At 42.7% G+C, this 16123-nt stretch carries 12 protein-coding genes; all 12 read right to left on the reverse strand.

Going from position 1 to position 16123, the window contains the following annotated elements; all coding sequences use genetic code 11:
* Nucleotides 1-89: 89 nt before the first annotated feature.
* The gene (ndk, locus tag EL244_RS11655; RefSeq protein ID WP_006814689.1) at nt 90-515 is read right to left on the reverse strand and encodes a nucleoside-diphosphate kinase; all 426 of its coding nucleotides are present in this window, start codon (nt 513-515) and stop codon (nt 90-92) included.
* Nucleotides 516-805: 290 nt separating this feature from the next.
* Nucleotides 806-3127: a peptidoglycan glycosyltransferase PbpC gene (pbpC, locus tag EL244_RS11660; protein WP_126461061.1), complete on the reverse strand. Its 2322-nt coding sequence runs from the start codon at nt 3125-3127 to the stop codon at nt 806-808.
* Between the two features lie 118 nt (nt 3128-3245).
* Nucleotides 3246-8288 (reverse strand): alpha-2-macroglobulin family protein, encoded by a 5043-nt coding sequence (locus EL244_RS11665; RefSeq protein WP_126461064.1) that lies wholly within the window; start codon nt 8286-8288, stop codon nt 3246-3248.
* 225 nt (nt 8289-8513) lie between these two features.
* On the reverse strand, nt 8514-8966 hold the full coding sequence (locus tag EL244_RS11670) for an enhanced serine sensitivity protein SseB C-terminal domain-containing protein (RefSeq protein WP_006814693.1): 453 nt from the start codon (nt 8964-8966) through the stop codon (nt 8514-8516).
* A 134-nt stretch (nt 8967-9100) separates the two neighbouring features.
* Entirely contained in the window at nt 9101-10396 is a 1296-nt protein-coding gene (pepB, locus tag EL244_RS11675; protein ID WP_115164495.1) for an aminopeptidase PepB, read from the reverse strand.
* A 252-nt stretch (nt 10397-10648) separates the two neighbouring features.
* Nucleotides 10649-10849 (reverse strand): Fe-S cluster assembly protein IscX, encoded by a 201-nt coding sequence (iscX, locus tag EL244_RS11680; protein WP_006814696.1) that lies wholly within the window; start codon nt 10847-10849, stop codon nt 10649-10651.
* 199 nt (nt 10850-11048) lie between these two features.
* Nucleotides 11049-11384: an ISC system 2Fe-2S type ferredoxin gene (fdx, locus tag EL244_RS11685; RefSeq protein ID WP_006814697.1), complete on the reverse strand. Its 336-nt coding sequence runs from the start codon at nt 11382-11384 to the stop codon at nt 11049-11051.
* 2 nt (nt 11385-11386) lie between these two features.
* Nucleotides 11387-13237, reverse strand: coding sequence for a Fe-S protein assembly chaperone HscA (gene hscA, locus EL244_RS11690; RefSeq protein ID WP_126461067.1), 1851 nt, complete (start codon nt 13235-13237; stop codon nt 11387-11389).
* 12 nt (nt 13238-13249) lie between these two features.
* Nucleotides 13250-13771 (reverse strand): co-chaperone HscB, encoded by a 522-nt coding sequence (gene hscB / locus EL244_RS11695; RefSeq protein WP_126461070.1) that lies wholly within the window; start codon nt 13769-13771, stop codon nt 13250-13252.
* A gap of 111 nt (nt 13772-13882) precedes the next feature.
* Nucleotides 13883-14206 carry an iron-sulfur cluster assembly protein IscA gene (gene iscA, locus EL244_RS11700; RefSeq protein WP_039855390.1) on the reverse strand — a complete coding sequence of 108 codons (324 nt, stop codon included), beginning with the start codon at nt 14204-14206 and terminating at the stop codon, nt 13883-13885.
* 206 nt (nt 14207-14412) lie between these two features.
* On the reverse strand, nt 14413-14799 hold the full coding sequence (gene iscU / locus EL244_RS11705) for a Fe-S cluster assembly scaffold IscU (RefSeq protein WP_006814701.1): 387 nt from the start codon (nt 14797-14799) through the stop codon (nt 14413-14415).
* Between the two features lie 24 nt (nt 14800-14823).
* Complete coding sequence (locus tag EL244_RS11710; protein WP_126461073.1) at nt 14824-16038, reverse strand: IscS subfamily cysteine desulfurase; 1215 nt, start codon at nt 16036-16038, stop codon at nt 14824-14826.
* Between the last annotated feature and the right edge of the window lie 85 nt (nt 16039-16123).

Genomic DNA, 16123 nt, shown 5'->3' on the forward strand with positions numbered 1-16123 from the left:
ACAAATAACCCTGTTAACCATAATTATTAACAGGGCGACATATTGTACAAACTTTATATCAATAATGCTAACGCATTATTGAGCACGCCTTAGCGTGGGCAAATTTCGTCAGCAGTGAAGAAATAAGCAATTTCACGTGCAGCAGATTCTTCTGAGTCAGAACCATGCGTTGCGTTTTCAGTGAAGCTGTCAGCATAGTCAGCACGTAACGTACCCGCCAATGCGTTGTCCGGGTTAGTTGCACCCATCAGATCACGGTGACGTTGAATTGCGTTTTCGCCTTCTAATACTTGTAACATGATTGGACCAGAAGTCATGAACTCAACCAGACCATCAAAGAAAGGACGACCTTTATGTTCAGCGTAGAAGCCTTCCGCTTGTTCACGAGTCAGATGCATCATTTTAGCTGCAACGATTGAGAAGCCTGCGTTTTCAAAACGGTTGTAAATTGCACCAATTACGTTTTTCTTAACTGCGTTTGGTTTGATGATAGAAAATGTACGTTGAACAGCCATAAATAACCTCTTAGCGATTGACTTGACTTTGACTCTTTATTCTCTGCTTTTTTACTCTCATTTCGCAAACTGTTTATAGCTTGTCAGGTAAAAGGTGCATATTAAGAACCAAGAATATGTGTCTGTTGTAGTTTTTTATATTGTTTCTATTCCTGATACTAAGGAAGCAGAAAAACAAGGCGTTGATTATAGGGGCTCAGATTACAATTTCCTACAGCCATATCAACATTTTGTTAATCTTTTTATAGCAAAAAATGTCATTTTTTTAATTAAGTCACGGTTTTGTTCTATTACTTCACCCTAAAGCTGATGGCCGTTACCTGTCCACTCAGATCTAAGACAGATATTTGGTAGTTTCCACTTTTTTCCAAGGTCAACAAAATTGAACCATTTTGTTCAGTATTGTTCACTTGCTCACCATTTAAAAACCACCATTTTTGCCCTTGTCCCCCTTGAGTCATCAAGCGTAGGTCTAAACTAATTTTCCCTGGCAAGCGTTGTAATACTTCGCCGTCTCGGATCCCTGAAATTAATAATGGGGGCATTTCAAGGTTTAGTGGTGGGCACGCTTTATCCGGTTTAGGTAACCGACTGGCACGTTTTTCACTTGCTGGTAACCAAGATTCCACCGTAATTGGCCATAAATAAATCTCTTTTTCTTGCGCATTTGGGCAATCTGCCGCAACTTGTAAGCCTTGCTCGTTCACCCATACTTTATGCCGTAATCCTAATGATGACTCTTGATCTCTGGCCATTAAGGTTGGGGGGATTGTGCTGTCTAAAATCCAGCTTAGACGGCGCTGGCGACAGTTACTATCATCCTTCAGTAACGCCGTACCTCCCGGCCAACAAATGACGGCTTGGCTAACACTGGCAGGTTTTGCATCTTTTGGTAATGGTTCATGGGACTGATAAATCCGCGTCAATAGCATATTATTAACTTGGTTCATAATTGGGATTGCTGTTGCGAATCCGAGTTGCCCCGCCACTGGTGTCGCATCTGGGCGTCCAACCCACACACCGATGGTGTAGCGTGGATTTACCCCTATAGCCCACGCATCACGGTAGCCATAGCTGGTTCCTGTTTTCCACGCCAAATTCAATTGCCCTGATAAGTTCGCATCAGGAACCGGGCGTGCTTCCCCTGCCATGATCCTCCGTACGATCCATGCAGCTCCCGGTGACATTAACGTTCTGTTTCTTACCTGATCTGTCGTGTGAAAGCGTAATGGTGAAACCTGCCCTTGTCGTGCAAATGCACTGTAAGCAGAAACAAGGTCTTCCATTCGGGCTGCCGTACCGCCAAGGATCAGCGATAAATTAGGTTCCCCCCCAACCGGGAATCGTAATTCAGTACCGACATTACGCAGCTGTGCAGTAAAGCGCTTACTGCCATACACATCCAGTAATTGTACTACGGGTAAATTTAATGAGCGAACTAAGGCATCACTGACACTGACTGGTCCATTAAAACCGCTGTCGAAGTTACCAGGGCGATAATCATTAAATCGTCGAGGAACATCCTGTAATAATGACTCTGCATGAATCAGTCCATCATCCATCGCTAAGGCATACAAAAAAGGTTTTAATGTGGAACCGGGCGAACGCCATGCATTGATCATATCGACGTGCCCAAACCGGCTATCATCTTGAAAATCAATGGAGCCAATATAGGCTTTGACGCTCATATCCGTATGATCCACCACTAGCAAACCAAGGGAAGTCTGTTTGGGTAGCTGGTTTTTCCAGTTCATTGCCATCTCTTCAAGCTGCCTTTGCATACTCGCATCAATGGTTGTTTCCACAATAGACTCTTGAGAACCTTTAATTACACGGCGAGCAAGCAACGGTGCTAAATGAGGATTTTTCCGTGGTGCTAACCAAATTTGCTCTTGTTTAACTTCCACCACTTTTTCTGGCGTCCAGACCTTAAACTCTGCCAATCTATCTAAAACTTTATCTCGTGCCGCTTGAGCACGCTCTGGGTATCTGTCCGGTCTCAAACGACTTGGTGCTTGGGGTAATACGGCAAATAATGCCGCTTCACTCGCCGTTAATTTGTCTGGTGCTTTATTAAGATATACCCAACTTGCCGCACCAATTCCCTCAATCGTTCCACCATAAGGCGCTCGGTTAAGGTACATTTCAAGGATTTCATCCTTTGAGTAATGGTATTCCAACTGAGCTGTACGCCACAGCTGCTTGAGTTTTCCCCCAAAAGTACGCTCGTGAGGATCGATCAACCTTGCTACCTGCATGGAAATGGTACTGCCACCAGAGACAATACGCCCAGAGCTGGCTAATTGCCCTGCCGCACGCATTAATGAAAAAGGATTAACTCCCGGATGCTGATAGAAATGGCGATCTTCATAGGTTAATAAAGCATCAATAAAATCAGGTGAAACCTCATCCAATTTGACAGGAAAGCGCCAAATCCCTTCTTTATCTGCAAATCGCCACAATGGGGTGCCATCTGCTGCCACAACAGTGCGCGCCATCTCAATTTGCTTAATCGGCAATGGCCAAATTTTATCCGCAGCTATAAAGGCGACAGGCAAGACTACGACTAGGAAAACCAGTATCCACCCTGTGCGACGTAACCATTTCTTCATTTGTAAACATACCGCTAGTTATTATTGATTTTATAATGCTAAAAAAAGAGGGAAAACAAACTGCTTCCCTCTTTTTATTCACTCATTAAGCCATTATTTCCATGGCTTAATTTCTTGATTAGCGAACAATTTCCAATTGACCATCCGCATAACCCGTTGCACGCCACTCAGGGACATACATGGATTCCACTTGAGGTACAGGGTTGTTATAAACCCCCGGCGTCACTGCTCGAGCCAAATAAACCAGCGTTGTTGGACGATATTGCTGAACTTCTACTGCTGCCACGAAGCGGTCATCACGGTATTCCATATGACGAACTTGCGACTGCTGCATGTCATTAATCATCTCTTGTAGATTTGGCGCAGACTCACTGAGATTCGCACTACTATTCGCTAAGTTCTGATTTTCCAACTCTAGACCAGCAGGCAGTAAATCAACCACCAGCGCATCTGGCACTGTTTGTGATGCATTAACTTCCAGTTTGACCACCACCATTTCACCCGTTCTTAATCTATCTAATGAAACACGGTTACCTTTCATATCATAGTAACTGCGCTTAATATCTAAGACGTTCGAAGAAGGTTTTGGTGAACGTAATGGGTAACCCACAACGTTCAAGCGTGTGTACAACGTATTGGTTCCGCTGTTTTCAACGCTATATCCATTTTGCAATTGGTCTTTTGATAAAAACTCACTCACAGGTTTATCCGAAACAACTGGCGGCTGTTGGCCATTGACTAACGCTTTCCACGGTGTTTCTGTTTCATTCACGTAGTAACGACCCGCCAAGTATAGAGAGTTACTCTCCTGAGTAGAGAAGTAATTTTGCGATGTCAGATTGTTAGACAGCGTTTGTAACTTCTGATCACGGGATTTTGGCATCAGCTTATATTCATTAAGTAATGCAACAATCATTGCATCATCACGGATGGCTGAACCGTAATCACCAATATAATTATAGCGAGTACGTTGTTTTTTCAATCCATCGATAATTGCGCTTTCACCTCGGGCTTTATCTCCCATCAAGTTTAAAGCGATACCCAATTGAACTAACGCTAAGCCACTCGTCGCTCTATCTGCATGACCATAAATTTGGCGCAAAGCTCCCAGAGGCGCTTTTTGTTGGCTAGCCAACACTAATCCTGCGTAAGATTGAGTTGCAAAACGAGAAGCTTCCTGATTATCGGTGTATGGATAGTTCACTAAATTGCCATCTTGTAGGTAACTTAATAAACGCGCATTGGCATTATTCAGTGCATCTTGCGGTACTGTGAAGCCACGCTGGTTAGCTTTATTCAAGAAATCTGCTGCATAGGCTGTTAGCCAGTATTCTTCACTGCCATTTTTATCCCATAGTGAGAAACTACCATCATCACGCTGCATACCCAGTAAATGCGGGATCCCTACCTCAATAGCTTTATGGCGCTCGGCATCGGTTTGTGTTTTGATACCTAGCTGATTCAGCTCTGCTTGAGTCGAGAATAACGATGGATATAACCCACTCACCGTTTGCTCAAGACAACCATATGGATAGGCAAATAGTTCACGGATATAACGGGCAATTTGCAGAGGAGGACGGCTCGTTAATAGTACTTGCCCTTCTAGTGTATCTGCCTGTAGGTAAGCAAAATCATTGGTTGGCAGTGACCATACTTCACCCGGTTCAATCGCTGTCGCAAATGAGACAGTTTCCGCAGGCTGTGCAGGTCTAACCCCCACTTTCCAACTATTTTTATACTCTTTTTCCGCTTCTCCGGCGATTTTCACGCCATTGACCGTCATTGAGACTTCACCTTCACCAAAACCATAGTCCGCGCTAACAGGTAAGGTCAGTGTGGTACGTTTGCCTTTCGTCAGTTCAACTTCACGGCTAGAAACACCGTCCAGTTTCACCATTCCTGACGCTTTGAATGATACCGTCACATTTTGGGTGCTATCAGTCATGTTAGTGAGGTCAAGCGCAAAATAGGACTTATCGCCACCCGCCATAAAACGTGGCATCGACATTTGGGTTACTAATGGTGCAGCGACAGTCACTTTACTGTCTGCATGTCCAAAGTCTTTTTGGTTCCATGCTTGCGCCATTAAACGTAGCTCTCCGTTAAAATCAGGGATAGCCAGTGTAATTTCACCTTCACCATTTTCATCAAGAGTGACTGGAGCGGCTTGTTCAGCGATAATTTTCACTTCAGTTAATGGCTTCTTACCACCGCGTTCAAGAGCAGCATCTTCACCATCACCACCAAAACGTAAGTTCGCCAGTTTACCTTGACCTTCAATAAGGTGACCATAAACATCGTATTGATCAACGCTATAGCGCTTACGACCAAAGAAAGCATCATATGGATCTGGGGTTTTGAAATCCGTGATATTCAGAACGCCAGTATCCACTGCGGATAGCAATACATTCACTTTTTCAGGTAATGGCTTACCATCTTGTGCAGTTGCTTTGATCTTCACTTTGAGATCTTGATTTGGACGGATTTTCGTCGGTGAATTTAGCGCTAATGAAATCTTACGATTCTCGTCTGCTAGCGGTAAATGCAGTACACCAACCGCACGTTTAACGGTAGCTTCTTTCGAATCATCACCCGGACGCACCACCACCGCGGAGATATACAAGTCATGGCGAGCCCACTCTTTATTGACTGGGACTTCAACGTCTAAGCCGCTAGCGGGTACATCAATTTCCTCCCACCACAGCGGTCCATTGCTGGATTCAAGCAAGATATAACCCTTACCTGCTTTTGGTGATTCGATACGTACCTTGGCTTTTTCACCTGGTAAATAAGCGGGTTTATTTAAGCTTAATTTCACTTGGTCAGGACGAACAGAACCACTGCCTCCAGTATTGTCTTGCCATGAATAGCCAGCCCAGAACTGAAGGCTACTCACCAACTGATTTTCTGGATTAACCACTTCTAAACGGAAAGAACCCCAATCAACAGGGAATGATAACTTCGCCGTGCCATCTTTTTCGATAGTGATATTTTCGTTTGCCATCACCAGATCTTTCTGATCATAGTTAGAACCCCAACCACCACTTTCTGACCAGCTCCAGTAATAATCTCTACGTTCATACACTAAACGTACCGTCAAATTTTGCGCTGCCAGTTTATTACCTGCGGCATCAGCCATGACGATTTCAAATTCAGCAAGTGAATTTTCATCAACGTTATATCGTTGGGCATAACGGTCTGTTCGGTAATCGTAAATTTCTTTCTTCGCAAACAGAGGGCGAATTCCCACTAACTCATTTGCTGGCCAAATAGCTTGTTCAGCGCGACGAGTTACAGGGCGACCACCCGCCTCTAGCAAGCTGGCTTGTAACACAGCAGTAATTGGTGAACGGGTCGACTCCCAGTTACTTTGTGGCAATGAAATTACGGTTTCGCCGCCATCATCCAGCGTTAAGTCAAATTCATCCAGTTTACGCGGTAGCCCTTCTTCATTCATGGCTCCAAACTCAAAGCCCGGCAGTTTTGCAACGGCTTCACGGTTAGCCTTCAGTAGCACCTGACCTTGTAATTCATTGTTTGCTGCAGGCGCGCCATACAAATAGCGACCTTTAATATCAAATTCAACTGATTCAGAATTCAATACTGGTTTATCATTGCCGGTAATATCTAATGCCATACGTTCTGGCATAAAATCTTCAACATTAAATTTGTAATAACGCTGTGGAGAACCATCCCCTAAATCGAAACGTAATGACCAACCACCTGTTTCTGCATTTTTAGGAATTTCAAATTGATACTGATACAGACCATCTTGTTTATCATCACCTTGCCATACAAAGCTTCTGAAGACCTGACCATCTGTTTTTAAAATATCCACTTTCACTGGCTGAGATTTTACTGGGTTACCATTGCCATCACGTAGCAAACCATTTACCAACAGTAATTCCCCTGGGCGATACAGGTCACGAGGTCCGAATACAAATAATTGTTTCGCAAAGCCCGAAGGTCCTGAAATATCAAATTCAGAGAGGTCCAGTGCAGGCTGAGTCAGGTCGATCATGCTGGTTTGCCCTTCATGGGTTGCCAACAATAATTTACCTCCGGCCAATTTTTCTAATTGTGCATGACCATCACCATCGGTCGTACCCTTGGTCACTAATTGACCTTTTTCATCCAGAATACGTAGTTCAACGCCTTTGATTGCTGAACCTTTCGCTAAAGATTGCGTAAACACATCAACGCGATCTTGATAGCTGTGCAGGGATACCCCAATATCACTCAGCGTGAATACTGTCGCAGGGAATTGATAACTGTAGCTACCCGCTTTTTGCATAATGGCTAAATAGACACCATCTTGCTGTAATTCTTTGATATCTTTTAATGGTAGCAGGATAGATTGACGGGTATTTTTATCAGGATTAAGGTCGAAACGTCCTGTATACGCTAACTCAACTTTGTCGAGAAACTCTTCTGAATACCAATATTCGTAATTACTGCGGTATTGCCACATCGCTAAAAATTGCGGTAGCTGCTTTTCATCAACTCGGAAGAAGTTAACATCAACTTTATCGACGTTTAACGCAATAACAGGCAAGCCTTGAGCCACCTTGCTTGGCAATAAAGAACCTTTACTTGCAAAGCCTACAGTAGGAATAATTTGTGCGGTTTGGAGCTTTTTCTCAAAATTGCTCAACAGGGTACGTTCGTTAACTGCTTTAACCCCTGGTGTAACAGAAAGGTTTAACTCTTTTGATGGCGGCAGATGACGGAAACGTAATTCCATTTGGTTATCAGACAGCTCCCAGTCCCCATCTAATTTACCCGCTTTAACATCTACAAGATTTAGATATTGACCGAAGTTTTGGTTAGGTTCCAATGGTACAGAAAAAGTGACAACCATTGCACTGGCACCGTCTAATTGCAGCTCGGATGCATCAAGGATCTCAAGATCTTTGCCTGCATACTTTTTAACCATCTCTTCATTTGATAGTTTTGGTGCGGATTTTTTTTGCTCTGCAACAGGCGCGGTTTTAGTCGTATTTTCTGTTGTCACAGGCGCCGAAACTGCACTCTCTTTTTTGGCTGTATCTTCGCTATTATCACAGCCTGCTAGTGCAACAACGGATGCTAATGCTAATGCGAGATAACGTTTTTTGGTTTTTAGACCCGCCAATGAACTCCAACTTGATTGTTGTTTCATTACCGCCCCATCCTCTATTGAGTTAAATTTATTATGTTTGTTAGGCTCAAATACATTTTTTGAACCCTAAAAATTAGATATGACTGAAATGTGTGTAATCAACAGTCATTAATTCAAGCGTGATTGTTCATATAATTTAACAGAATGTAACGGGAAGACATATCAGACAAAACGTAAAAATAAAGGCTGAACAGAGTCAGCCTTTATTTTTGTGAAGAAAGAGGTTTACGTATTAACAATAGGAATAGTATCACGTAAAAAACTACCTAATCGGCGCTGATAGAAAGGCGCTACATGTTTAGTGATGAAATGACTAATACCCGTTTCTTCATCATTCACAATACAAAAATCAATGGATTCATCATCATCAATATACTCACAAGCAATGCTACCAGCTTGATGAATGATCTCATCAATATTTTCAGTACCCGACACAAATTCCAATGCAATCATTAAAATGTCGTCATACTGTTTTTTTTCAATTTCCTGAACGGACACAATAAACCCACGGCGAATCACTTTATGCTGCTTAAAAAACTCACTCAAAGCAGCTGTTAATTCTTTAGGTTCTTGCTCTAGAACGCTTAACTTTAGCGAGGAGCCTTCCGGAATAGTCAGTTCCGTAAATTGAATATCGGATTGTGTATTTGTTGCTTGGTTATTTGATTGTTGCGACATTGAGCATCCTCTGCAACGTGAAAATATGCACTCTATTTTCAATAAGCCTAAAAACAAAAAATCAATTTATACGCATAAATTAGTTGAGTGCAGGAAGCGAATAAATGCTTCACTGCAACTCATTATATCGCGAATTATTTTGCTTTTTTGAGAAGTAGGTTCGCTAATGTTCTCACGCCAATTCCAGTTGCGCCTTCGGCCCATAAACTTACAGGTGATTTACGGTAAGTTGCGGAGCAGTCAATATGCACCCAATTTTGACGATAGTTTTCAACAAAATGAGATAAAAATGCAGCGGCAGTACTTGCTCCCGCTGTATGCGATGGCGCAGCAATATTATTCAGATCTGCAAAACCTGATGGTAATTGTTGGCGATGGAATTCTGCTAACGGTAAACGCCAAAATAATTCAAACTCTTCATCAGAAGAGGACATAAGCTCAGAAACCAGCTTATCGTCAAAACTCAACACTGAGTGGTAATCGTTGCCTACTGCCGTTTTAGCTGCACCCGTTAATGTTGCAGCATCGATAATCAAGGTCGGTTTTTCTTTACTTGCATCAATCAGACCGTCAGCCAGAACTAAGCGCCCCTCCGCATCCGTATTCATGATTTCAACAGATTTACCATTACGGTAACGAATAATATCCCCTAATTTAAAGGCATTACCGCTCACCATATTATCTGCGATACACAGGATTAATTTCACACGCTTATTTAAACCACGCGTGATCGCTAAAGCTAAAGAGCCAACCAGTGTTGCTGCTCCGCCCATATCGGCTTTCATTGAGTTCATTGATGCAGATGGCTTAATACTATAGCCCCCTGAATCAAAAGTGATGCCTTTACCTACTAAACAAGCAAATACTGGCGTTTTATCATTACTACCGGGGTTGTAATCCAATGCTAACAAAACTGGTGGGCGACTAGAACCACGACCAACTGCATGGATACCTGTGTAGCCTTGTTCTAATAAGTCATCGCCTTTCACAATACGGTAGCTAATATCGTGTGCGCCAACTTTGCACAGTAAATCGATAGAACGTTGAGCTAGCTGCTCTGGGCCTAACTCTTCAGCAGGGGCATTAATAATATCGCGAACCCAATCGATCGTATTGATTCGTTGTTCTAATTCTTTACGGTCGGCTTCAGCTAATACTGGCCATTCAATAGTTCTTGCACCTTTAGGTGCACGAAAACCTTGCCAAAATGCCCAACTTTTTTCTAGATCCCAGCCTTCGCCAATTAATGCAACATTACGAATGCCTTGACCATCCAGTTTACGACCTGCACTTTGCACCGCACAAAGTTTGCCGGGGTGCTTAAGATGGATAGTCATGCCTTTATCACTTGAACTTAACAAGGCGCCTTCACCCCAGCATGGTGCTGCAGGTTCGCAAGTAATCATTACTGGCATAATTTGTTTTGTCATCGTATCTCTCGCTTTATCCACTGTGCTTATTGTCGCGAAACGTTAAATTTAACGCATCATTTTTCGCCACAAAATAATGTTTCTTCGTCAACTATACCCTAAAAATAGCAACAATATTGGGTTAACTTTCTATCAGATTGATAGGCGTACTTTAGAATATTTTACTCCGTGATAATAAAAATCACAGGTAGACAGACATAAAAAAACCGGATGCTATCTGTTATAGCTATCCGGTTATTTATCAGTGATTGCTTACTCGAACTCATCCAACCACACTAACAAAATTGCTTCTAAGATTTTTTCGTTTGATTTTTGTGGATCATCTTCAAAATCTTCTAAGTCACAAATCCATTGGTGCATATCGGTGAAACGCACTGTTTTTGGATCAATATCCGGGTAAGCATCATACAACGCTTCACCAATTTCACGGCTGTTTGTCCATTTTAAGCTCATATTTTTTCCAAATTCTACAAAGTCAGTTTTTTGGATTATACCGCTCTAAATAGTTCATGTTGTAGCTAGGCGGCAAAAGAGTTAATCCCTAGGAGCATACAAAAGTATGTGATTAGGGTTAACGAATGCAGCCAACAACGCTACGGCGAGAACTATGACGAGCAAGCCGATAACGCTACGGCGCAAAATATAACGAGCATCAGTGTTCGCGAGCGTGGTTAATCGTATACTTCGGAATATCGACAACGAGGTCTTCATCCGCAACCAGTGCCTGGCAGCTTAAGCGGCTTTCTGGTTCTAAGCCCCATGCTTTATCTAGCATGTCGTCTTCAAGTTCGCTGCTCTCTTCCAATGAATCGAATCCTTCACGGACGATACAATGACATGTGGTACATGCACAGGATTTTTCACAGGCATGGTCAATTTCGATTCCATTGCGCAATGCTACGTCTAAAATTGATTCGCCCTCTTGTGCGTCAACAACCGCACCTTCCGGACATAAAGAACTATGAGGTAAAAAAACTATTTTAGGCATAATTATATCTCATCCACAGAATGGCCTGACAACGCTTGGCGAATGGAAGCATCCATTCGACGAGCAGCAAACTCCTGTGATTTTTTATCCAGTTGTTTAATTGCATTTTCAATTACGGTAGGGTCAGTTCCCTCTACCGCTTGGATTAACTCATTGACCGCATTATCAATTTCTGACTCTTCTTTCGGTGTCAGTAAATGTGCATCTTGCTCTAATGCGCTCGTTAAACTTTCAAGCACTCTTGCTGCTTCAACTTTTTGCTCCGCTAAGCGGCGCGCATTTAGATCATCCTGCGCGTTAGCCATTGAATCTTTAATCATGGTTGAAATTTCAGTGTCAGTTAAACCATAAGATGGCTTAACTTGAATCGAAGCCGCGACACCAGTGGATTTTTCCATCGCACTTACACTAAGCAAGCCGTCAGCATCCACTTGGAATGTGACTCGAATATGTGCGCCGCCAGCAGCCATTGGTGGAATATCACGTAACGTAAATCGAGCTAATGAGCGGCAATCTGCGACCATTTCACGCTCACCTTGGACAACATGAACACTCATCGCCGTTTGCCCATCTTTAAACGTGGTAAATTCTTGAGCTCGAGCGACAGGGATTGTCGTGTTACGTGGAATAACTTTTTCCACTAAACCGCCCATGGTTTCTAACCCTAATGACAAAGGAATCACATCTAATAGCAACATATCGCTATCAGGTTTATTTCCCACTAAAATATCGGCTTGAATAGCTGCACCGATCGCAACGACTTTATCAGGATCAATGGAGGTTAATGGTGTACGCCCAAAAAACTCACCCACTTTTTTTCTGACTAATGGTACTCGTGTTGAACCACCGACCATGACTACATTAAGAACTTCACTCGCCTCAACGCCAGCATCTTTTAACGCTCGGCGACACGCCATTAAAGTACGCTTAATATGAGTTTCAATCAGAGATTCAAATGTTTCACGGCTTATTTCGCCCTGCCAATTTGGCAAGGTGATAGTGACAGATTCAGCATCACTTAACGCCACTTTAGTTTCTGTCGCAATGTTCAACAGCTGGCGAGTTAAACGGTGATTACCTTGAACGGAAAGACCGGCCTGTGCCGCAATCCATTCAGCGAGAACTTGGTCGAAATCATCACCACCCAGTGCAGTATCACCACCGGTGGCTAAAACTTCAAACACACCACGAGTTAGACGTAAAATAGATACGTCAAAAGTTCCGCCGCCAAGATCATAAACCGCGATAACCCCTTCTTGCCCAGAATCTAAACCATAGGCAATTGCAGCAGCGGTAGGTTCGTTTAATAAACGTAGTACGTGCAATCCTGCCAAACGAGCAGCATCTTTAGTACCTTGACGCTGTGCATCATCGAAATAAGCTGGCACAGTGATCACGACACCGTCCATTTCACCACCCAGCGTTTGTTCTGCCCTTTTGGCTAAGGTTTTCAAAATGTCAGAAGAAACTTGAATAGGATCTACTTGCCCAGCTGCAGTTTGGATAAACGGCAAACCATTTTCGCTGGCTGTAAGTTGGTAAGGTAATTCAGGGTAACGTTTCTGGATATCAGCTAATGAGCGTCCCATCATACGTTTCACTGAAATAATGGTATTAACAGGATCTTGCTCTGAAAGTTGTTTTGCTTCCCATCCAACGATTCGGCTATCCGCTTGGTAATTAACAATTGACGGTAACAAGTCACGACCTTGATCATCAGGTAACGTCGCCGCCTCACCACTGCGTACTGTCGCAATCAAAGAGTGAGTTGTACCCAGATCGATCCCCGCTGCTAATTTGCGCTGGTGTGGCGCCGCAGTCATGCCAGGTTCACTAATTTGTAATAAAGACATAGTGGTTTTCTCTTAAAAGTCGTCTAGTAACCGTTCTTCGAGTTGCTCAGCCTGTTGCTGTAACTTATCGAGAAAACGCAATTTGCGTACGGTATCTGCGGCTTGTTCCCACTGCATACCATCAAGCTGAGTGACCATTAAAGCGCTACGTGTATGTTGCATTTTTTTGACTTTTTTCATGAACTCAGACAGTAGTTCAAGCGCTTGCGAGCTATTTTCAATACCATCTAATTCTTCACGCAGCTCTAATTGCTCCATCAAAAATGCAGTATCGTGCATGGTATGCTGTTCGTTATTAATGTCAAAACCATGCAGTAACAGCATATACTCCGCACGTTTTAGCGGATGACGAAGAGATTGATATGCCGCATTGATAGTTGCAGCATGTTGGAGGGCTTGCATTTTTTCCTGTTCGGAACAGGTTGCAAAGCGATCTGGATGATACTGTCGCTGTAGTTCTTGAAAGCGATGCGTGAGTTGCTCACTGTCAATCGCATAGTTTGGGGTTAGCCCAAAAAGAGTAAAATAATCCATAAGTGCTCAGTTTCTCGAACCGGGTACCAATGTAGCTAACTTAACTAAATATCATGTTGCCATTAGTATCATGTTAGTTACATTGGTCAAAGTCATGTTCATTTGAAGACATTATACGTGAAAACTTTCACCGCATCCGCATTCACTGTTAACATTAGGGTTATTAAATTTAAACCCTTCGTTTAAGCCTTCTTTAACAAAATCCAGCTCAGTGCCGTCTAAATAAACCATACTTTTGCCATCAATGATGACCTTAACACCCTTATCTTCGAAAACTGTGTCTTCTTCATTGATAACATCAGCGAATTCAAGCACGTATGCCATTCCTGAGCAACCTGAAGTTCTTACACCTAAACGCAAACCTTCGCCTTTACCACGATTTTTCAAGAAAGCTTGAATTCGTTGCGCTGCACTTTCTGTAAGAGAAATAGACATTGCAAACCTCACTTTAGAAACAAACAAGGCAGATGCTATCAAAATATTAGCATCCGCCTTCAAATCATCGGTACAACTCATCATACTTAAAGTTGCATAATAAATACATCTTTAATTAATTTTGAGTTTATTTATCAGTCACAGGGCTGTGGATTTTTATTGTTGATATATAACGAGTGCAGCCCAAATTTACTGATAATTATGTTTTATTTGCTTTGGCGTTTGCTTTTGTAATCAGCAATTGCAGCTTTAATCGCATCTTCAGCCAGAATTGAACAGTGAATTTTCACTGGTGGCAATTCAAGTTCTTCAGCAATGGCTGTATTTTTGATTGCTTCTGCTTCGTCTAAGCTTTTACCTTTCATCCACTCAGTTACCAGTGAACTTGAAGCAATAGCAGAGCCACAACCGTATGTTTTAAAGCGCGCATCTTCGATAATGCCGTCATCATTGACTTTGATCTGCAATTTCATGACGTCACCACAAGCAGGCGCTCCTACCATACCACTACCCACACTTGGATCATTGTTATCAAATGAACCGACATTGCGTGGATTTTCATAATGATCGATAACTTTTTCGCTGTAAGCCATTCTTAAACTCCTTAAACTGTCTGATTAATGGTGAGACCATTCGATGCTATTAATATCTACGCCTGCTTTAAACATATCCCATAAAGGAGACAGCTCGCGTAAATGGCCGATCGCGCCATGAATCTGTTTAATTGCATAGTCAATTTCTTCTTCTGTGGTAAAACGACCCAAAGAGAAACGAATTGAACTGTGAGCCAGTTCATCACTCATTCCTAAAGCACGTAGCACATAAGAAGGTTCTAAGCTTGCAGAAGTACAAGCTGAGCCTGAAGAGACCGCTAAATCTTTTAAGGACATCATTAAGGATTCACCTTCAACATAGTTGAAGCTGACGTTAAGAATGTGCGGCGCACCATTTTCTAAATCACCGTTAAGGTAAACTTCTTCGATATCTTTAATACCATTCCATAAACGCAGGCGTAACCCACGCAGACGTTCAGATTCTTGCGCCATCTCTTCTTTTGCAATGCGGTAAGCTTCACCCATACCTACAATTTGGTGTACAGGTAAAGTGCCTGAACGCATACCACGCTCATGACCACCACCATGTTGCTGAGCTTCCAAACGAATACGAGGTTTACGACGAACATACAATGCGCCGATACCCATAGGTCCGTAAAGTTTGTGAGCAGAGAAAGACATCAGGTCAACTTTTAACGTTGACAGGTCAATCGGTAATTTACCGACGCTTTGAGTTGCATCTACATGGAATACGATGCCACGGCTACGGCATAATTCGCCAATCGTCGCGATATCTTGAACGATACCAATTTCGTTATTCACATGCATGATAGAGACTAAAATTGTATCTTCGCGCATTGCCGCTTCTAACACTTCCAGATCAATTAAGCCATTGCTTTGAGGCGCTAAGTACGTTACTTCAAAGCCTTCACGCTCTAATTGACGACAAGTATCCAGAACTGCTTTATGTTCTGTTTTACACGTAATGATATGCTTACCTTTTTTCTGATAGAACTGGGCAGCACCTTTGATAGCTAAGTTATCAGATTCTGTTGCACCTGATGTAAATACGATTTCACGAGGATCCGCATTAACTAATTCAGCGATTTGATTACGAGCAATATCAACCGCCTCTTCAGCTTGCCAGCCAAAACGGTGTGAACGGGATGCTGGGTTACCAAAATTCCCATCCATTGTTAGACATTGCATCATTTTTTCAGCAACGCGAGGGTCAACTGGCGTAGTCGCTGAATAATCTAGATAAATCGGTAATTTCATTGCTCACATACTCCAAAGGACAAGACAGCTTTGCCTTTAATTTTTTAAAGATACCCAAGGCAGGATTAGCTATTTTTGCCACGCC

The sequence above is a fragment of the Providencia rustigianii genome (assembly GCF_900637755.1).
GTDB lineage: Bacteria > Pseudomonadota > Gammaproteobacteria > Enterobacterales > Enterobacteriaceae > Providencia > Providencia rustigianii.